The organism is Pseudarthrobacter sp. KH_020_B, assembly GCF_057840185.1.
The window spans coordinates 2492883-2511197 of record NZ_CM174506.1 but is presented as its reverse complement, the minus strand read 5'-3'; the positions used below and the strand labels follow the sequence as shown (position 1 = coordinate 2511197).

Annotated in this window: 17 protein-coding genes and 1 pseudogene; 4 read left to right on the top strand and 14 right to left on the bottom strand. The window is 63.3% G+C overall.

Going from position 1 to position 18315, the window contains the following annotated elements:
* Positions 1–14 precede the first annotated feature (14 nt).
* On the top strand, positions 15–485 hold the full coding sequence (locus AC3IT0_RS11495) for a VOC family protein (RefSeq protein WP_489319934.1): 471 nt from the start codon (positions 15–17) through the stop codon (positions 483–485).
* A gap of 77 nt (positions 486–562) precedes the next feature.
* Here AC3IT0_RS11495 and AC3IT0_RS11490 read toward each other — a convergent pair whose 3' ends face one another.
* Positions 563–1384 (bottom strand): MBL fold metallo-hydrolase, encoded by an 822-nt coding sequence (locus tag AC3IT0_RS11490; protein ID WP_489319933.1) that lies wholly within the window; start codon positions 1382–1384, stop codon positions 563–565.
* 135 nt (positions 1385–1519) lie between these two features.
* Here AC3IT0_RS11490 and AC3IT0_RS11485 point away from each other — a divergent pair, with 135 nt between their 5' ends.
* On the top strand, positions 1520–2164 hold the full coding sequence (locus AC3IT0_RS11485) for a GNAT family N-acetyltransferase (RefSeq protein WP_489323779.1): 645 nt from the start codon (positions 1520–1522) through the stop codon (positions 2162–2164).
* Positions 2165–2509: 345 nt separating this feature from the next.
* On the opposite strand, the gene AC3IT0_RS11480 is transcribed toward AC3IT0_RS11485, so the two are convergent.
* The 3 genes from AC3IT0_RS11480 to AC3IT0_RS11470 all read right to left on the bottom strand — a co-directional run bounded on the left by AC3IT0_RS11480 (position 2510) and on the right by AC3IT0_RS11470 (position 5217).
* Positions 2510–3754, bottom strand: a complete 1245-nt coding sequence (locus tag AC3IT0_RS11480; protein WP_489319932.1) for a styrene monooxygenase/indole monooxygenase family protein — start codon at positions 3752–3754, stop codon at positions 2510–2512.
* A 122-nt stretch (positions 3755–3876) separates the two neighbouring features.
* The gene (locus AC3IT0_RS11475) at positions 3877–5031 is read right to left on the bottom strand and encodes an epoxide hydrolase family protein (RefSeq protein ID WP_489319931.1); all 1155 of its coding nucleotides are present in this window, start codon (positions 5029–5031) and stop codon (positions 3877–3879) included.
* A gap of 30 nt (positions 5032–5061) precedes the next feature.
* On the bottom strand, positions 5062–5217 hold the full coding sequence (locus AC3IT0_RS11470) for a pentapeptide repeat-containing protein (RefSeq protein WP_489319930.1): 156 nt from the start codon (positions 5215–5217) through the stop codon (positions 5062–5064).
* A gap of 352 nt (positions 5218–5569) precedes the next feature.
* Between AC3IT0_RS11470 and AC3IT0_RS11465 the strand changes: the two genes are divergently transcribed.
* Positions 5570–6862: a hemolysin family protein gene (locus AC3IT0_RS11465; protein WP_489319929.1), complete on the top strand. Its 1293-nt coding sequence runs from the start codon at positions 5570–5572 to the stop codon at positions 6860–6862.
* A 43-nt stretch (positions 6863–6905) separates the two neighbouring features.
* Here the strand turns inward: AC3IT0_RS11465 and AC3IT0_RS11460 are convergent, their stop codons facing one another.
* Positions 6906–7301, bottom strand: a complete 396-nt coding sequence (locus AC3IT0_RS11460; protein WP_489319928.1) for a hypothetical protein — start codon at positions 7299–7301, stop codon at positions 6906–6908.
* 137 nt (positions 7302–7438) lie between these two features.
* On the opposite strand from AC3IT0_RS11460, the gene AC3IT0_RS11455 reads away from it, so the two are divergent.
* Positions 7439–7618: a CsbD family protein gene (locus AC3IT0_RS11455; protein ID WP_489323778.1), complete on the top strand. Its 180-nt coding sequence runs from the start codon at positions 7439–7441 to the stop codon at positions 7616–7618.
* Positions 7619–7707: 89 nt separating this feature from the next.
* Here the strand turns inward: AC3IT0_RS11455 and AC3IT0_RS11450 are convergent, their stop codons facing one another.
* From AC3IT0_RS11450 to AC3IT0_RS11410, 9 genes and pseudogenes are all read right to left on the bottom strand, one after another.
* Positions 7708–8748, bottom strand: coding sequence for a hemolysin family protein (locus AC3IT0_RS11450; RefSeq protein WP_489319927.1), 1041 nt, complete (start codon positions 8746–8748; stop codon positions 7708–7710).
* Positions 8741–10102 (bottom strand): hemolysin family protein, encoded by a 1362-nt coding sequence (locus AC3IT0_RS11445; RefSeq protein ID WP_489319926.1) that lies wholly within the window; start codon positions 10100–10102, stop codon positions 8741–8743. Before AC3IT0_RS11445 ends, AC3IT0_RS11450 begins: the two co-directional genes overlap by 8 nt.
* Before the next feature lie 213 nt (positions 10103–10315).
* Positions 10316–10687: a universal stress protein gene (locus AC3IT0_RS11440; protein ID WP_489323777.1), complete on the bottom strand. Its 372-nt coding sequence runs from the start codon at positions 10685–10687 to the stop codon at positions 10316–10318.
* A gap of 123 nt (positions 10688–10810) precedes the next feature.
* Positions 10811–11155, bottom strand: a pseudogene (locus AC3IT0_RS11435) (universal stress protein); the annotation flags it as partial.
* A gap of 765 nt (positions 11156–11920) precedes the next feature.
* On the bottom strand, positions 11921–12577 hold the full coding sequence (locus AC3IT0_RS11430; protein ID WP_489319925.1) for a GNAT family N-acetyltransferase: 657 nt from the start codon (positions 12575–12577) through the stop codon (positions 11921–11923).
* A gap of 957 nt (positions 12578–13534) precedes the next feature.
* On the bottom strand, positions 13535–15289 hold the full coding sequence (locus tag AC3IT0_RS11425) for an IS30 family transposase (RefSeq protein ID WP_489319924.1): 1755 nt from the start codon (positions 15287–15289) through the stop codon (positions 13535–13537).
* 86 nt (positions 15290–15375) lie between these two features.
* Positions 15376–16218: a hypothetical protein gene (locus tag AC3IT0_RS11420; RefSeq protein WP_489319923.1), complete on the bottom strand. Its 843-nt coding sequence runs from the start codon at positions 16216–16218 to the stop codon at positions 15376–15378.
* Positions 16219–16277: 59 nt separating this feature from the next.
* Complete coding sequence (locus tag AC3IT0_RS11415) at positions 16278–17309, bottom strand: TniB family NTP-binding protein (RefSeq protein WP_489319922.1); 1032 nt, start codon at positions 17307–17309, stop codon at positions 16278–16280.
* Positions 17300–18031, bottom strand: coding sequence for a Mu transposase C-terminal domain-containing protein (locus tag AC3IT0_RS11410; RefSeq protein WP_489319921.1), 732 nt, complete (start codon positions 18029–18031; stop codon positions 17300–17302). The genes AC3IT0_RS11415 and AC3IT0_RS11410 overlap by 10 nt, the downstream gene beginning before the upstream one ends.
* Positions 18032–18315 lie beyond the last annotated feature (284 nt).

Here is an 18315-nt window from a genome sequence, read left to right as displayed (position 1 = left end):
GGAAGGGAGCAGCCATGCAGAAGATTTCGACTTGCCTGTGGTTCGAGAACCAGGCCGAAGAGGCCGCCAAGTTTTACGTGTCCGTCTTCGGCGATTCCAGGATTCTGGACGTCTCGCGGTTCGGCGAGGGCGGACCCGGCCAGGCCGGGCAGGTCATCACCGTTGAGTTTGAGATCGAGGGCCGAAAGTTCATGGCACTCAACGGGGGAGCGGCAGCCACCTTCACAGAAGCCGTCTCGTTTGTGGTCGACTGCGCGGACCAGGCGGAAGTGGACCGCTACTGGTCAGCGCTGACCGACGGCGGCGCGGAGAGCATGTGCGGCTGGCTGAAGGACCGCTACGGCGTGTCCTGGCAGATCGTTCCCGCAGTGCTGGGATCACTGATCGGCGGGCCCGATCCTGAAGGTGCCCAGCGCGCCATGCAGGCCATGCTGGGGATGCGGAAGCTGGACATCGGCGCACTGCAAAGTGCCTACGACGGGTAGGTTGGCGGACGACGGCGGCACCTGGCTTGAGTGCCGCCGTCGGCCATTGACTCACCGCAGTGCCCGGTGTGCGACCGCTATTCGGGTGTCTCGTTCTGCGCTCTCTGGGCGAGCCGCTGGAGTTGCCATCTATGCACGTCGGGCAGCCAATCCAACGTGGCCGACGGACCGACACGCGGGTCGTCGGGAACACCGCCGTCGCGCAGGTCCTGCACGTACGCGCGATCCTGTTCGATTCGTTCTCGTAGCTGCTCAGCTCCGCCGACTGAGCCGTGACCGGGGATGACGGCACCAACGTCGTCGGCCACGCTCTCGAACAGCCGCAGCGCGGCGAGGTAGTCCTCGATCGGATTCGCGGCCTCTAGGTCGAGGAACGGCATCAGGATGTCAGAAAGCATGTCGCCCGCGACGAGGACGCCGCGTTCCTCGATCAACAGCGCCGCATGGCCTGGGGCATGGGCCTGATGCTCGATGATGCGGACTTTGGGGCCATCCCACGGAATCTGCGCAGCTTCGGAGGGCAGACCGGTAATGAGACCGAGCAGATCCATCGGGATCTCCTCGGCGTACTCTGGCGGGAGCCCCACGGCTATGCGGGCCTTCCAGTCCGCGTTCGACAGCAGATCTTGGATAGTGGCCGCGCAGCGGGCTGTACCGTAACGGGGCGCGTCGCCGAAGTTCGCGTGCCAGAGCACGTGGTCCCAATCGGGATGCGTCGAGAAGCCTGCCACGACGGACTGGCCCAGCTCGCGAAGGTCGTTCGCGAGTGCTGCCATTTCGTCGCCCGTGATGCCGGGGTCGATGAGCAACACACCGTTCCGGCCCTGTACGACAACGGAATTACTTTGGATGAACTCGCTCGCGTGAACTAGAACGCCCTCAGCGACTTGCTTCAGCATGAAGCCCCTCCGATTGTGGTTTGCAACCGCTTGTCGAGACGGTATTACCTGGCGGTAGTAGATGGCAAGCACTTTCCGCTGACGGGCGCCATATGGTCGAATGCATACGGGTGCATAACAAGCCGAGTGGACGGGATGGTCGAGACGATGGTCGTGGTCAAGCGCGGAGACGAGCTCGGCGAGGAATACCGGCGCCGCATCACCGAGGTCTACGTGCGCAGCTTCGCGGAGGACTTCGTCGCGTTCTCGCGCGACACCGGCAAGTTGGCCGACGCGTTCGAGCACATGCTTCTGCTCGAACGGTTCTACATCGCGCTGGTGGACGGGGAGCCCGCCGGCCTCGCCTCGCTCACCGAGGGAGAACAGACTCTGTTCGCGCCGCGCTGGCGGGAGATCCGGCATCACCTCGGGCTGGCGCGCGGGCTGCTCTGCTACGTGGTGATCCGGAGCTGGTTCATGCGCGCCTTCGACGGCGCCCGGCACGGGCTGGCCGAGATCGGGTTTGTCGCCACCGAACCGGCCCATCAGGGTCGCGGTGTGGCGACCGCGTTGCTGCGTCACCTGCTGGCGCAGCCCGAGTATCGCGAGTACGTGCTCGAGGACATCAAGGACACGAACGCACCCGCCCTCGGCCTCTATGCCAAGCTCGGTTTCACGGTGTACAAGCGTCGGAAGGTGCGCGTCGCCCGACGCGCCGGCTTCACCGAGCTCGTGTCGATGAAGCTCGTGCAGGACCCCGCGCCGCAGCCTGCTGCCGCGCGATCACCCGGAGCCGTCTGACCGGCCGCCGCTTAGACGACACTGCTGACACGTCCTTGGTTGCTTGGAACAGGTCCGCGTCGGCTGGTTTCGCCCGGGCGTCGGGCACGATGGCGGACCCGTCGTTCAACGGTGGCGGAACCCTGTTTGGAACGGTGGGGCCAAGGGAGCGGCGACGAGTGCCGGGACTACTTGTGCAGCCGAAAGGCTGAGAGCACGGCCAGTGTGGCCAGCATTGCGAAGATCGCCAACACCACGGGCGCGGTGCTGGTGCTCGCCGCGGTACCGGTGGTCGGCCTGGGCTGGCACCGTCGATCAGCCCACGGGCAGGCAGGCCATCAGGGGTTGACGGGCGGGCAGATCCGGTCAGCCGGCGGGGACGGGGCCTTGGACGTCGTCCAGGTACTGCTGCGCTTTGGAGCCGTCCATGAACCAGTCCTGGAAGTCCGGCGGAAAGTCGAAGCCGTTGGTGAAGCGCTTGGCGATTTCCGGATGGGTGCTCGCAGCGGCCAGGAGTTGGACGGCGTGCTCCGGCGGCGGGGCCAGCATTGCATTCGTCCACCGCGTGACATGCCGGGCGTAGTCCCAGTATGTCTCGAACGTCTGCTGCATGAACCCTTCGTTGAATGCCCGGTCCCCGTGTCCGATGATGCTCTGCAGGTACGACGCCGCGCACTTGCTGGCATTGTTCGAACCCTGCCCGGTGATTGGATCGTTCAGCACGACGACGTCGCCCAACCCCAGGATGGCCTTGCCGGAGGGAAGCGTGGCCACCGGCTTGCGCACTGTGGGGGCGAAGCGTCCCTGCAGTACACCCAGTTCGTCAGTCAGCTCCACGTGGGTGGCGCGTTCGGCCTCCCACGGCAGGAAGGTCTCGAGGATGTGCCTGGAGCGGGCCAGGTGCTCCTGCGGGCTCAGGCCCTGCCACCGGTCCATGGGGCCGCCGGGCACGCCTTCGAAGACCATGATTTCGCAGGACCCGGTGGTCGTCAGGGCAGGGAAAACGAAGTACTCGCCGACGCCCGGAATCAGATTGAAGCACACAGCGGAGTACTCCCGACGTGGCGCCAAGCCATTGACGTACGTCAGGGCCAGTGCGCGCTGCGGCGCGTCGTAGACGCTTCGGTCCGCATCGCGTTCGAACATTCGTGAGATTTCGCCCTTGCCGGCGGCCACCAGGACCAGATCGCTTGCCGCCGCATAGCGTTCCAGATCCTCGATCCCCGCGTCCTCAAAACGGAGGTGGCCGCCCCGGTACTCGAAAACCTCCATGAACTCCGGCATCTTGACCCGCTGGTCGATGGACTGCGCTGGCGCATCCAACCGATGGGCCCAGCTAAACGCCTTTGCCCCGGCCTGCTCCGGATGAGGGATGGTGAAGGATATGCCGTCAACGCTAGGGGCATTGGACCACAGGTCTAGATCAAGCGCACGTTCGTGGGACAGTGCCTGGCCGAACATGCACTGGCTTGAACTGACCCGGCCGCCGTGGATCTCCTCCGGGGTCCGGTTGGAGACGATGGTTACGTCATAGCCCTGCGCGAGCAGGCCGATACCCAGCTGCAGCCCGGAATGGCCGGCTCCCACAATGGTGATGGTGCGTGAAGTCATTGCAATTGCTCCCTGCTAATTACGTCTGCTATGCCTACAGGTCAAGTGCTTACTCGTCGTCAGGACCGCGCAGCTGGATGGCTGTGACGCCGGGCCCTACCCGGCGTCACAGCTTGCAGGGGTCAGCGGAGTCCGCGGAAGAAGGTGCGCACGTCATCGACAAGGAGATCGGGGACTTCCATGGCCGGGAAGTGGCCGCCGCGCTCGAACTCCGACCAGTGGATGACGTTGTTGTCCCGCTCGGCGATCGCACGGATCCCGAAGTCGCCGGGGAACACCGCCACCCCGGAGGGCACCTCGGATCGTTCTTCCCGTTGCCCCCAGCTGGCCTGGGCCTCCTTGTAGAGCCGCGCCGCAGACGTGGCCGTGCCGGTGAGCCAGTACACGCTGACATTGGTGAGCATCAGATCCTTGTCAACGGCGTCCTCGGGCAGTTCGGCGGCGGGATCGGTCCATTCCTTGAACTTTTCCACTATCCAGGCGAGCTGCCCGGCGGGCGAGTCGGCGAGCCCGACTCCCAGCGTCTGAGGCCGCGTGGATTGGATGATCGCGTAGCCCGCGCCGTCCTGCATCTGACGTTGCATGCCTGCGAGGCGTGCCTGCTCGGCTTCGCTCAGGCCGGCCAGCTCGGCCGGATCTCCTGTGGGGAACCCGAGGCCGCCGTTGACATGGACGCCCACAACGTGGCCGGAGTCGATCCGGCCCAGTATGGGTGAGATCACCGAGCCGGTGTCGCCGCCTTGGGCGCCGTACCTCTCATAGCCGAGCCGGTTCATCAGCTCCGCCCACGCGCGGGCGATCCGCGACATCTCCCACCCTGCCTCCCGCGTCGGCCCGGAGAATCCGAACCCGGGCATGGACGGGGCGACGACGTGGAACGCGTCGGCCGGGTTGCCGCCATGGGCTCGGGGATCCGTGAGCGGCCCGATGATGTCCATGAACTCAACGATGGAGCCGGGCCACCCGTGCGTGATGATCAACGGCAGCGCGTCCGGCTCGGGGGAGCGGACGTGCAGGAAATGAATGTTCTGCCCGTCGATGGTGGTGGTGAACTGCGGGAAGCCGTTGAGTTTCGCCTCATAGGTGCGCCAGTCGTAGGAGGTTCGCCAGTACTCGGCCAGCCCCTTCAGGTAGCTGACGGGAACGCCGTAGGTCCAGCCGACGTCGGGCAGTTCGTCGGGCCAGCGGGTGTTGGCCAGCCGGTCATTCAGGGCGGTCAGGTCGGCTTGCGGGATCTGGATGCGGAAGGGTCGGATGTCAGCGCCGTCGGTGTCCATGGGCTCGACGATACCGACTATGGCCGACAATTACTGCCAATGCGCGGGCATTTCCAGATCCACCGGCAGAAGAGTTGTGCGGCTGCCTATGGCGGAGTTGAGCTGCGGCTGAGTCAGAAACAAGGTCTGGGACAGATCGGTGCCTTCGAGCCGTGCATCCCTGAAGTCTGCGCCGAGCAGGTCCACGCCCGAGAGGTCACTGTCGCGCAGATCCGCTGCAATCCTCGAACTAAGTTGAGATTGCGTCACTTTAGATGATGATGTCCGGTGTCAGCTAAGTTGGCGCATATCCCAGCCTTTGGCAGCCGGTGCGTCAACTGTAGTGAAACGAGTCTGTCGAGAAATGTTCATTACAGTTGACGCAAATCGGCTGGATCTAGGTCTCCGGACATGATCGATTCGGGCACCACGGGCAGCGGACCCCGTCATCGCCGGAGCTGTCTCGCGCTCCCTCGCTATCTTGTCCGGCACCGATTATCCCCAGTCGGCACCATTACCGCCGAGCCTCAACCTTCGGTTGGTTCGGTAGTGTCGGGTCATGGACAGCGGCACGTTGGTCAATTTCCTGTTGGTTCTCTTTTTTGTGCTGCTGGGGGGAGTCTTTGCCGGTACGGAAATGGCGCTGGTGTCCCTTCGGGAGAGCCAGGTCCGCGGGATCGAAAAGGTTGGGAAGGGCGGCGACAGGATTGCCGCGTTGGCCCGGAATCCCAATCGTTTCCTCTCAACTGTTCAGATCGGCGTGACGCTTTCGGGTTTCTTCTCGGCAGCCTATGGTGCGTCCACGATTGCCCCCGATGTAGAACCCTTGCTGGAAAGCGCGGGGCTGGGTTCCGCGGCTGAACCTGTGTCCTTTATCGGCATGACGTTGCTGGTGGCTTACCTTTCCCTGGTGCTGGGTGAGCTGGTGCCCAAGAGGCTGGCCATGCAGTCCGCGGTCGGCTTCACGAAGGTCCTGGCCCCGCCGCTGATTACCCTTTCGACAATGATGCGGCCCGCGATCTGGCTGCTGTCCGTCTCAACCAATGCCCTGGTCAGGCTGTTTGGCGGTGACCCCAACGCAAAACGGGAGAGCATCAGCTCCGAGGAACTGTGGAACATGGTTGCCGAGAGCGACGAGCTCGAAGAACACAGCCAAGACATCCTGACCGATGTCTTCGGTGCCAGGAACCGCTCGCTGCAGGAGGTCATGCGCCCCCGCACCGAGGTGACCTTCATCGATGGGACCCTGAGCATAGCGGCCGCACGCACCATAGCCCGGGACGGCCCGTACTCGCGGTATCCGGTGATTGACAGGACCCCGGATGATGTCATTGGTTTCGTCCACATCCGTGACCTGATGCCCCGGGACGAAAAGTATGACCAGAGGATGGTGAAGGATATTGCCCGTGAGATTCTTCCGCTGCCGGGGACGAACAAAGTGCTGCCTTCGCTGTCCCGGATGCGCAGGCTGGGTCAGCACATCGCGCTGGTCGTGGACGAATACGGGGGCACGGACGGCATCGTCACCCTGGAAGACCTGGTGGAGGAACTGGTCGGTGAAATCTATGACGAGTACGACACCGGGGCTGACCACGAGGACCGGATCGACGTGCGCGACGGATCGGTTGACGTCGACGGCGGCCTGATCCTGCAGGAGTTCGCGTCAGCGTCTGGCATAACGCTGCCGGAGGGCCACTACGAGACAGTCGCCGGGTTCGTCATGGACCGCGTGGGCCGGTTGCCCCACGTCGGGGACCGGGTGGAGGTAGCCGGTTATGTTCTGACTGTGACCGCGATGGACCGGCTGCGCATTGCACGGATCCGGGTGACGCCCGTGAATGGGACGGCTTGAGCACCTTGAGTGTCTCCGGGCGCAGGGACGGACCGGTCCCGGGTCAGAGCATCAGCAGGAAGAAGCCTGCCACGGTGCATATGATTCCCACCGCGGTCAGGATCCAGCCGACGATCAGGACGGGGTTATCTCGGCGGGGCGAGTCCACGCTCCACCGGGCAGGGTGGCACTGATCGTAATGTAGCTCGATTCGGTTACCGGCCTCCAGACCTCGGCCCTCTGCAGGGGCGTACAGGGACAGGTGCAGAGTGTTTGTGCTGTCGGACCAGCGGAAACCTTTGTATCTGCCGGCTTCGAAGACTTCGGCGGTGGTGCTGGTCCACAGGCAGCGGCGCCGCGCCAAGACCCAACCCGTGATGAGCATCGGAATGCCGGGAACGAACCCTACCCAGGTCATCAGTTCCAGAATGGGGCCAAGAACGTCTGCGGGTCCGGGCATACTCTGATCTTATCCGCTGCCCGGTGCCTTCGATGGGCCAGACGGCGCGGGGTCAATCCGGTCCCGGTGTGGATACGATGGAATGGTTAGCCGCCGGCGGTCTGCGCCGACGGGAGCAGACCGTAGGGAGCGACACCATGGGTTTGGGTGACAAGATCAGGCACACTGCCGAGAAACTTGGCGGTAAGGGCAAAGAGGCCACCGGCCAAGCAACCGGAGATGAGCGCCTCAAGGCCGAAGGCCAGGGCGACCAGGCCAAGTCGGATTTGAAGCAGGCCGGCGAGAAAATCAAGGACGCTTTCAAAAAGAAAGACTGACTCCCGGATTAATAGAGAAAGGGTGCGGCTCCGAGGGAGCCGCACCCTTTGTACTTCTTATCGCCGACAGTGAAGTCGGCCGGACTTGGTTAGGTGCTCGTGGCGTCCTGGACTTCGCCGACGAGTTCTTCGATGATGTCCTCGAGGAAGAGCACTCCGGTGGTGTTTCCGTGGGCGTCGAAGACCCGGGCGACGTGGGCGCCGGTGCGGCGCATGGTCGCCAGGGCGTCCTCGAGTTCGCTGCCGCTGAAGGCCGAGGCGAGGCGGCGGATCCGTTTGGCCGGCACGGGCTGGCTGAAATTCTTCGGTGTCGTCAGGTCCATCACGTCCTTCAGGTGCAGGTAGCCCGATGGTACGCCGGCCTCGTCGGTAAGGATGTAGCGGGAGTAGCCGTGCTCGGCCACGGCGCGCTGGATGTCCGCCGGCGTTGAGGACGCAGGAAGGAGGACCATCTCGCTGATGGGAACCTCCACGTCGGCCACTGTCTTGGTGGTGAACTCAAACGCGGCAGTCAACGTTCCGCTGGTGTCAGTGAGCATGCCGTCCCTGGTGGATTGCTCGACGATGTTGGCGACCTCGTCCAGGGTGTAGGCGCTGGTGGCTTCATCCTTGGGCTCCACCTTGAAGAGGCGCAGGATGGAGTTGGCGATCCCGTTCAGCGTCCAGATCACGGGCTTGAATATGCGGGCGACCATGACCAGGGGCGGGGCCAGGATCAGCGCTGCGCGCGTCGGGACGGAGAAGGAGATGTTCTTGGGGACCATCTCGCCGATGACCACGTGCAGGAAGGTCACGAGCAGCAAGGCGGTGACGAAGGCGATGATGCCGATGGCCTCCCCGGAGAGGGAGGTCAGGCCGAGCGGGATTTCCAGCAGGTGGTGGATGGCAGGTTCGGAGACGTTCAGGATCACCAGCGAACACACCGTGATGCCCAGCTGGCTGGTCGCCAGCATGAGCGTGGCGTGTTCCATGGCCCAGAGGGTGGTCTTCGCGGCTTTGCTGCCGGCCTCGGCTTTGGGTTCGATCTGGGAGCGCCGGGCGGAAATGACGGCGAACTCGGCGCCGACGAAGAAGGCGTTCACGACCAGGAGGACGACGAGCCAGATGATGCCGGGAAGGTATTCACTCATGGGTCAGCTCCTGCGTGAGGTTGTCAATGATCCGGTCATGGGCACTCTGGGGCGCCTCCGCGGTACCGTCCGGGGTGAATCTGAGGCGCTCAACGTGCGTGCCGGCCACGCGTTCGACCCTGAGGCTTCCGCCGTCGACAGGGACTTCATCACCGAGTTCGGGAATGCGGTCGAGCTGGTCGGTCACGAACCCGGCCACGGTGTCGTATTCCTCGCCGTCGGGAACGGTGATGCCCGTCCGGTCCAGGAGCTCGTCCGGCCGGAGGGACGCGTCGAAGGTGATGGAGTGGCCGGTCCGGACGACGCCCGCGCGGGCCCGGTCGTGTTCGTCCTCGAGCTCACCGACGATTTCCTCCACGAGGTCCTCCAGGGTGACGATGCCGGCGGTTCCGCCGTGCTCGTCCGAGACGATGGCCACCTGGAGGCCCTGCTTACGCAGCAGGGCGAGGAGAGAGTCGACGCCCATGGATTCGGGCACGCGGAGAGGGTCGATCATCAGCGCGGAAGCAAGCACGTTTCCGCGCTCTTCCAACGGCACAGCGAAAGCCTGCTTGACGTGCACCACTCCGAGGACCTCGTCGCGGTCGCGGCCGATGACCGGGAACCGTGAGAAACCTGTCGAGGTCGCAAGGCTGACGATCTGTTCGGCCGTATCGTCGGAACCGACGGCGGTCATCCGCACCCGCGGGGTCATGACGTCCGCTGCGCTGTGGTCCGAGAACCGGAGCGTGCGGTGCAGCAGGGCAGCATGGTCAAGGTCCAGGACCCCTTCGAGTGCGGAGCGGCGGACCAGGGAACTGAGTTCCTCTGCGCTGCGGGCCCCGGAGAGCTCTTCCTTCGGCTCGATCCCGAAGGACCGGATGATCTTGTTGGCGGTGTTGTTGAACAGCAGGATGACAGGCTTGAACACCGCCGTGAAGAGGGCCTGGAACGGAATAACAACCTTGGCGGTCGCCAACGGGAGAGCCAAGGCAAAGTTCTTGGGCACCAGCTCACCGATCACCATGGAGAAGACGGTGGCAATGAAAATACCCACCACAGCCCCGACCCCGGGCACAACACCTTCGGGGAGCCCTGCGGCGATCAATGGGCCGCGCAGCAGCGAGCTGATGGCCGGTTCGAAAGTGTAGCCGGTGAGCAGTGTGGTGAGGGTGATGCCCAGTTGCGCACTCGAAAGGTGCGTCGAGGTGATTTTCAGGGCCTTGATTGTAGGGCCGAGGCGCTTCTCGCCACGGGCCTGGCGGGCTTCCAGATCGTTACGGTCCAGGTTCACCAGTGCGAACTCGGAGGCGACGAACAGCCCCGTGCCGACGGTGAGGATGAGACCGATCCCGATCATGATCCATTCATACATTCGGGCGCCCCTCTCCCGCGTTGGCCGGTAAACCGGTCAGAAGGTTGAGGGGCAAGGGCATATGTGAGGGAGGGTCATCCATAGTGCAGCCAATCCTACCGTCACCCAGGAGGGGGCGCCGCACGGCGGCTGGGTTTCTGCAGGGGGCGTATCGGGAGACCGTCGCGCCTGGCCGACCCGGACGCTGCAGGAACAGAACCAGGCCGGGCAACCCTATCCATGCTGCACCGTGGGGACGACCAGAACCGGAGCTGAGGCGCTTTCCAACAGTGCCTGGCTAACCGAACCGCGGATCAGACCGGGCAGGCCGCTGATGCCGCGCGTACCGATCACCAGCAGGTGTGCATCCCGGGCAGCTTTCGTGATTTCACGCACTGGGCTCCCTGTCAGGATGTGGGTGTTGCACGCCAGTTCCGGATACTTCCGCCGGACGCGGGAAAACAGGTCCGAGAACCGGGGCTCACCGGCATCGTCAGAGCCGGCCGGACCGACTGTGACGATGTTCAGAGGCACTGCGTGCCGCCAGGCCACGTCGGCGGCGGCCGATACCGTCGCGACGGCCTCGGGACCGTGCTCCACGGCCACTACAACCTGCCCTGCAAATCTACCCGCGCCCGGACCGGTGACCCCAGGAATCAAATTCCGGTCAGGAACGACAGCTGTGGGGCAGTGGGAATGTGCTGCCAGAGCCGATGAAACACTGCCCAACCGAAAGCCAAGCCCGGTTTTGTTCCGCCGCCCGACCACGCCCAAACCGGCCCGGGACGAGAGCCTGATCAGGACGTCACCGGCACTTCCCCGGATAACCTGGCTTTCTGCCTGCACGCCCCTGTCCCCGGCGTCGGCCAGGAGCGGTTCAAAGAACTGCTCCGCTTGGCGACCGGCCCCCCGGAGATAGGCCGACTCAACCCTCGGGTCAACGACCGGAGATAACGGAACGACGTGGACGAACCAGATCCTCCAGCCACGTGCCATGGCCTCATACAATGCCCAATCCACACACGCCTGGCTTCCGGGGGAACCGTCAACCCCTACGAGAACCACGTTCGCCATGCCCCCACGGTAGTGGCAAACACCCGCCCCGTACATGAAGATCCGAGACCGGAGACGATCGCGGGGTTTGCTCCGGTCGAGTGCCTGGACGGTGAACGACCCGAGGCAAAACGCCCGCTCAGCGGAAATCGTCGCAAACTCATTCCCCGCACATTTCTCAACCGCCCCTAACCGGAGCAGCGGTCCTCGTTGGTTGGAACTGGACCGTCGTTAGCGGCTCTTGCCGCGGTTCAGGCCCCGTTGCATCGCGTCGTTCGGCCGTGGGCGCCGGCCATGCCGGGTCGAACCTGGTGGGAGAATGACATCCGCACCTTTGAAGTTGGTTGCCAATCCGTGTCCATCCAGTAGCGCAGGGGGTCGAAAGCACCTCGTGGCTGCCAGCCGTCGGTCACTTCGGCGCTGATTCTCTCCAGAAACGCGTTTGGGTGCTGTGAGTGCGCGATTCGGGCCCAGAACGGGGATGCTATGGCGGCGGTCAGCGAAACGATGGACGGGTAGAGCGATGCGGCGACCACGGCCCGGCTTTGGCTGTGGCGCGGCTGGTCCGCAGCCAGTGCTGTCCTGGCTCATCTAACTTGAACCAACAGGGCCTGAATTTGGGCGGTTGGGTCAACTGTAGTGAGACAAAATGAATGCCCTTGTCTCACTACAGTTGACCTAAATCGCAGAAACCTGCGTTGGTTGCGCTCCAAGCCTCAGTTGACGACCTCAACATTGGGTGTGCCCGCGTGCCGGTCCCCGGATGGTGTCCCGTAAGGGGAACGTCTACTGGGACGCTTTTCCTAAGTAAGGAACCAACTGCGGTGATTCTGAATTCGAAGCCGCCAATGCATCAGGTTGACGAAGTGTCTCCCACTCGCTCCGCAAGATGCTCATGACGATGGCATCGTGGTGGGCGCCGTTGAAGAAAACCACTTCACGGAGTCGTCCCTCTTCGGTGAATCCGGCATTGGAGTATGCGTTCCGGGCTCTCTTATTGAAGGCCCATGTGCGTAGTTCGATTCGGTTGAGACCCATCTGGAGGAACCCATAGTTGATCGCCGTTTTCACGGCGTCCGTGCCGTAGCCTTTTCCCGTTTCTTCGGGGGCGATGATAATCGCAAGGGTTGCGGCTCTTTCGGGCATCGAAGCCCCGTAGAGCGTTACGTGTCCGATGAAGTTTCCCGAGCCGAGTGTCTCAATGCTGAATCCGGCGCTTCCGGCAGTGGTGTTCGTACTCCACTGCCGGAACATGTCCGCCGTCGAGCCCTCGGGACGCGGTTTGATGGTGGCCTGTTGAAGGATTGCCCATTCTGGCAGGGCCCACCACTTGTCCAGCATCGGCAGATCGTTTTCCGAGAGAGCGCGAAAGCGTACTTCATCTCCGCAAAGTATGTCGGCACCGTAGAACGTGGCATCCTCAATGCTCCAGTTATCAGTCATAGGTCAATCATTTACTATTTCCGGCACAGTTATCTGAATGGACACTGCGAGCATCGATTTCGACGAGCGTTGGCGGCCACTGGTGAGTAAGCTGCGGCAGCCCCGTTAATCGAACGCGTAACGGGCAGTTCCCCAATGGAATAGGCTCCGCTGCTTTCTAGTCGTACGCCGGGGCGCTCACTTCCTTTGATAGGAGGCAGGTAAACGCACCCTCGCGGGGCCTAGCGGCACACAGCCGGTATTTCATCAAGCGAGCCAATGTCGGCATTGCCTCTGCCACCCGGCTGATACTCGCACCACTCCTCGACGAAGCTCTGTGCGACGCTCCAAACGACCGGGGCGGATGCCGCTCCGCCGAGGATGATGGCCAAGCATGCCCATACCCAGGTCCTACGGGCGGTGACACTTCGTCGCATCATCACGAATGCCACTAGGCCAGCTATGAAGGCTGCCAGGACGGCGCTGACTTGCAGCGCCTGGTTCAACGTAGCCCCGGTCCTGGTGAGCACGGAAACGATGGTGGCCCCAGCAAGAAGGGTGGTTGGAATCGCGGGCAGAATTGCCAGCGAGCAGAAGATCGTAGCCAAGACCACGGCTAGGCGTGGTCGGTCAGGGGTTACCCTCGTAAATTCGTTGTTCAATATTTCCCCCAAATGTTCGTTGCCCGACGCTACCAGACACCGCCCCGCTCGCCTCCACCGGCCCTCCGCTACCGAGTTGTTGCGCCGCACCGTCCCATAAGGGACATCCCGTATGGGCAGCTCAAACCGTCCCGTAGACCGGTCCTTCACCGGCGCAAGCGCCACCCAAAATTTCCGGATCACGGTCGCCGCGTTTCCGCGGCCGTCCGATTCCCGTAGAACCGGCCCGAGAAAATGCCCGGTGAGCGGGCGGCGGTTTCTGAGGGTCGACGCAACAGATGCGTGATACGGGGGCGTTTTCCCCGGTGTTTTGAGGTTATCGCAATGCGGCTGACGGCGCGGTACGTTCGGCTTTGAATCGTGCCGCCGGGGTGTCGTAGGCGAGTGTCTTTCGTGGCCGTTCGTTGAGTTCCCGCATTACGTGGGAGACATGCTCAGCGCTGTGAACGGCGAGGTTGGTGCCCTTTGGGAAATATTGGCGGGCCAGCCCATTGAAGTTCTCGTTTGCCCCGCGCTGCCAGGGGCTGGAGCGTTCGGCGAAGTAGACAGGAACCCCGGTCTTCGTTGTTAGTTCCTCGTGGCTGGCCATTTCGACGCCCTGATCCCAAGTAAGTGTTCGTTTCAGGTGTGTTGGCAGCGTCGCAAACGCGCTGATTGCGGCCGCGTTGACGCTCGCGGCAGTGTGGTCCTGGGGCAGATTCACAATGATGCCGTATTGGGTTTTCCTTTCCCTGAGTGTCATCATCGCCGAAACTGACCCGAGACCGACGATGAGATCTCCTTCCCAATGGCCAGCTTCGAGACGGGTTTCGACCTCGGCAGGCCGTTGGCTGATCATGGTCATGTTGCGGATCCTCGATCCCTGCCCGGTGCGGGTACGCCAGCGGGTCTTGCGGATCCGTCGACCGGTGCGCAGCTTCATGGCATATCGCTGATGCAGGCCGTGGTCCTCACGCAGCAGCAATGCCCGGTAGATTGTTTCCGGGCACAACCGCATCGCCTGGTCATCGGGGTAGGTCTTCTTCATCCACCCGCAGATTTCGTCCGGCGACCAGAAACGGTTGAGCTTGCGTTGCACGAGAGTGCGCAGCCGGGCGTTGGCAACGAGCTTGTGCACCTTCGGTCGGGCCCGTTGCAGCCGGGCGTCATGGTCGGCAGTACGGGGCAGGTAGAGGCCCTGAGCGTCCCGATGACGGTCCAGTTCCCGTTTGATCGTGGAGGCGTGACGGCCAAGTTCCACTGCGATGCGCCGCATCGAGTGCCCCAGCCGCAGCAGGTCCGCGATCCGCAACCGCTCCCGCGCATCCAGGTAGCGGCCCACGGTTAAGGCCGGCACTGTGATGGATGGAATCTTGAAATTGCTGGCTCGCCGTAACTGCGTCCCTGTTCTTCTGTGCATACCAAGAAGTCTGCAGGCTTCTGCGTTGCTCACCCCGTTGCGCATCAGCTGCCAATACTTCTCGGCCCGTGCAGCACGGTGCTGCAGCGCCTCCGAGGGCACCGCACCGAGCATCTGGTCTGCATACCGGCCGGAGGAGAGAACCGCGGCATGCTGCGCCGCCGTCGCCGCATTCCGCTCTTTCGCTTGTCGCGATAATCGTTCGCGTTCGAAGTTCAGACAGAGGCGATCCGTCAGGCGCAACTGGCCCTGGCACCGACTAACGGTCACCTTGGACTGACGCAGCCGGTCGAAGCGACTTTGCATCCACCGATACGCCGTTGAACGGCTCACTCCCGCCGTCTTAGCTGCCTCCCCAAGGCTCTTCCCATGATCAAACGCCGCCCAAAAGCTGGCCTCCTCGTCGACGCCAACCCGAAGGTGATGGCGGTCTTTGACCTGGCCGACGTCCGCTTCCCACGCCTGCAGCCGGGACGTGGTGAACCCAAGCTCCGCCGTCGTCTCCGCAGGAGTCTTGCCTTCGCGACGCAGGCGCAAGTATTCCTCGCGCAGCCAGCGGTAACCGACCTCTTTATCAATGCCAGCATGTCGGGCGGACGGTTTGAGACCATGCCCCTGCTTCACCGAGGCAAGAAACCGGATACCGGCTGCTGACGAGGAACTGAGATACATGGCGAACCACCTTGAAAGAAGGTGTTGCTTCGACCGACAGAATCCGGGGGGCCTTATGTGGGACAGAATTTGGAGCCGGTTCAGGCTCATTTCGTAATGGGCGTCAATCGTTGGGGTTTGGGCGGGAGAAACGTGTCGGATCCGCGGAATCCTGGGAGCCAGTCTTCGGTCATCCACTGGCGGAGCGGGTCGAAGGATCCCTTAGGGATCCAACCTTCGGTGACTTCTTCGCTGACTCTGACCAGGAATGCGTCAGGCCTTCTTGAATGCGCTATCTGGGCCCAGTGGGGCGATCCCATGGCGGCGGTGAGGTTGACGATGGAGGGGCATAGCGAGGCCGCCACGACGGCGTGGCTGGTGTCATGCCCGCGCTGGTCGGCTGCCAAGGCGTCGTAGATGTCCGTGGCGGCGGTGAAGTGTTGGAACTGGTCGTACCAGCGCCAGTTGATGACGTTGGCGATGTGGAAGGCCTTGCGCACTCCGGAGCGTCCGTGCCGGGTGATGAGGTTCCTGTGGTGGTGCCATGCCGAGATGATTTCCGGGCTGGCACGGATGGCGAACTGGTCGGTGGGGCCGGTGACCCCTTCTCCGATCCAGAGATCATGGCGCGGGCAGATGACGTTTTCGTGGGTGCTGTAGATCTCGATGTACGGTCCTGCGCCACGGGCGAGCGTGCAACGGTGGCAGGCCACGGTGTGGGTTGTGCGGGTGGGGCGTCCTGCCAGTTTTTGCCGCAGTGCTGGATCAGGGTCGTGCAGGCCGAGTTGTGGCATCGCCAGCACGATCACTGCGGGGTCGCAGCCCGTCCAAACCGCCAGGCTGTCGATCCATGGTCGGCGGCTGCTCTTCAGGAGCGTTCTGAGCTGCCCCCGCTGGAGAGCGTTGGCGGTTTCGAGCCGCCGGATGAAGGAGGGAGTGGTCTCGTCCATGAACGGGCGGATAGGGCGGGGCAGCGGCCTGGCGGGGCTCTTGAAGGCAGCCGCGGATTTCATCGTGGGGATGCGGTGGCGGCGGGTGGGCGTGGTGCGAGGGATTCCGCGGCGTGGTCGATGCTGGTCTCATTGAGCAGTTCGCGGTCGATTTTCTCGGTGCCGGTGAGGATTGCCATGATGGCGGCTTGGCGTATCAGGTGGGAGAGGCTGCTGATGCTGCCGCCGGTGCGGTAGTGCAGATGCTGTGCCTGGGCGGTGAGTGTGCCGGGGTCGTGTTGGTGCAGGCGCAGGCCGTTTTCGAGGGTTGCCACGAGGGCGTCCCATTCCTCCGTGGGCGGGAACGGGCCGGTGGTTTTCAGTACGGAGCAGGCGGAGATCTGCCGGCCTCTGAGCCCGGTGAACAGGCCGGAGTTTTCGACGTTGATGCCCGCGTAGACGAAGGTGGCGGGCATGTGTTCGGTGAAGTATTTGAGGTGGTCGGACATGTCTTCGCCTGCGCTGGTGGCCAGGTTCAAGTTGTGGATCTCGTCGACGATCACGAGGTCGGTTTTGGCGTTGCTGAGGACCTGGCAGACGGCGTCGGCGATGTCGGTGACGTTTTGTCGCGGGCGTTGGGGAAGGCCGAGGAAGTTCGCGAATTCGCTGGCCAGTTTCCGCGGGGAGCCTTTCGGCGGGGTGGTGATGTAGACGACGGGAATACGGTCCCGCTGTGTGGGGTACTTGCGCCGGATGAGGAGTTCGTGGGTTTTGCCGAGGAGTTTGATGGCGGTGGTTTTGCCGGAGGCCCAGGGGCCGGAGATTACGAGGCCGCGGCGGGCGCTGATTTCGCGTTGGTTGAGCATCATCAACAGCCGGCCCTGGTTGGTGATGGAGCGGACGGTGGAGGTTTCCACGATGACGAGTTCGGAGTGGTAGCTGATGCGCTGCTCGTCGTATCGTTCCCGCTGTGAGGAGCTCATTGCCGCCAGCGCCGCGGTCCCGGGCATCTCGATTGTGGGCGCGACGGAAGTGACGAAGCTCCGCCATCCCTGCAGGGTGGTGGTCGGCGCGCGGCTGGTGCTGGGGAGCTCTGCTGCTTCTACCACCATTCGTCGGCCTTCTTCTGTGGGTCATAGATCTTCAGCGGGATGATCTTCGCCAGCTTCGGGGCTTCAGCGACTTGTGCCGCCGATGATCCGGCAGCTGTTTCGGGTTGCGGGGCCGGTTTTATTGGTGGTTGATCGGTGCGCGGGCGTTGGGCAGTCGCTGCGGCGGTGTTGCGGGCGGCTGCTCGTTGGTCCTTCCGTGTTCTCTTCCGTTGCGGCGCTGGCGGCGAGGCTTTGTCGAGCAGCTTGTCGACGGCGGCCTTGATGGTTTCCTCGGAGGGGCTGGTGATGCCGCGTTGGGCGACGATTTGGCGTCCGTAGTTCCAGATGTCGTCCCCGAAGGGTTGGGGAGAGGCGGAGAGTTGGCGCAAGAAGGCGGTGATCCATCCGCCGTCGTGGTGGTTGCGGATCCAGACGCAACCGGCATCGTAGGGGTCGTACCTGACCTCCCACAGGTCCTTGAGGGCTTTCATTCCGGATTTCTGTCCGCGGTAGGGGTTCAGGTCGGCGGTGTCGTAGACGCGGTGGCGGTTTTTCACGCCGTAGCTGTTGATGACCCGGGTTTCAGCCGGCATCAGTTCGAGGTAGTCCTCTGCCCCGAGGGGGACCGGGACGTAGCCGCTGACGGCCAGCAGGGCCGCGTACTTTTCGTTAGGTGTCAGCACGCGGGAGGGGGTGAAGGGGTCCCGCAGTCCGTCGTGAGGGCGGTTTTGCCAGCCGGTCACGATCCACTCGTCGAGGAGGTCCTGGATTTCCAGCAGTGAGAAAACGGCCTGGTGTTCGGCGTTCTTGCCGCGCCGCTCGACGGAGGAACCGAGGTAGCCGGTAACGTACTGGGCGAAGAGTGTGCCGATGGACTGCAGGGTCCGCTCGATGACGGGCTTGTCTTTCTAATCCCGAATTCGGGATTACACGGAATATCCCGAGGATTCTGTTATCCCGAGTTGTTGCCGCGCTGTGCCTGTGGGAGCGGCCTTGGGGCGGTATTCCTCGGGATAACCATCGCGTG

What these genes read in the sequence shown, in the direction of transcription:
- AC3IT0_RS11430 (WP_489319925.1), bottom strand. Translation starts at nt 12,577, where the DNA reads ATGACTGATAACTGGAGCATTGAGGATGCCACGTTCTACGGTGCCGAC.
- AC3IT0_RS11480 (WP_489319932.1), bottom strand. Translation starts at nt 3,754, where the DNA reads ATGACTTCACGCACCATCACCATTGTGGGAGCCGGCCATTCCGGGCTG.
- AC3IT0_RS11485 (WP_489323779.1), top strand. Translation starts at nt 1,520, where the DNA reads ATGGTCGAGACGATGGTCGTGGTCAAGCGCGGAGACGAGCTCGGCGAG.
- AC3IT0_RS11475 (WP_489319931.1), bottom strand. Translation starts at nt 5,031, where the DNA reads ATGGACACCGACGGCGCTGACATCCGACCCTTCCGCATCCAGATCCCG.
- AC3IT0_RS11495 (WP_489319934.1), top strand. Translation starts at nt 15, where the DNA reads ATGCAGAAGATTTCGACTTGCCTGTGGTTCGAGAACCAGGCCGAAGAG.
- AC3IT0_RS11455 (WP_489323778.1), top strand. Translation starts at nt 7,439, where the DNA reads ATGGGTTTGGGTGACAAGATCAGGCACACTGCCGAGAAACTTGGCGGT.
- AC3IT0_RS11490 (WP_489319933.1), bottom strand. Translation starts at nt 1,384, where the DNA reads ATGCTGAAGCAAGTCGCTGAGGGCGTTCTAGTTCACGCGAGCGAGTTC.
- AC3IT0_RS11425 (WP_489319924.1), bottom strand. Translation starts at nt 15,289, where the DNA reads ATGTATCTCAGTTCCTCGTCAGCAGCCGGTATCCGGTTTCTTGCCTCG.
- AC3IT0_RS11460 (WP_489319928.1), bottom strand. Translation starts at nt 7,301, where the DNA reads ATGCCCGGACCCGCAGACGTTCTTGGCCCCATTCTGGAACTGATGACC.
- AC3IT0_RS11450 (WP_489319927.1), bottom strand. Translation starts at nt 8,748, where the DNA reads ATGAGTGAATACCTTCCCGGCATCATCTGGCTCGTCGTCCTCCTGGTC.
- AC3IT0_RS11445 (WP_489319926.1), bottom strand. Translation starts at nt 10,102, where the DNA reads ATGTATGAATGGATCATGATCGGGATCGGTCTCATCCTCACCGTCGGC.
- AC3IT0_RS11420 (WP_489319923.1), bottom strand. Translation starts at nt 16,218, where the DNA reads ATGGACGAGACCACTCCCTCCTTCATCCGGCGGCTCGAAACCGCCAAC.
- AC3IT0_RS11415 (WP_489319922.1), bottom strand. Translation starts at nt 17,309, where the DNA reads ATGGTGGTAGAAGCAGCAGAGCTCCCCAGCACCAGCCGCGCGCCGACC.
- AC3IT0_RS11465 (WP_489319929.1), top strand. Translation starts at nt 5,570, where the DNA reads ATGGACAGCGGCACGTTGGTCAATTTCCTGTTGGTTCTCTTTTTTGTG.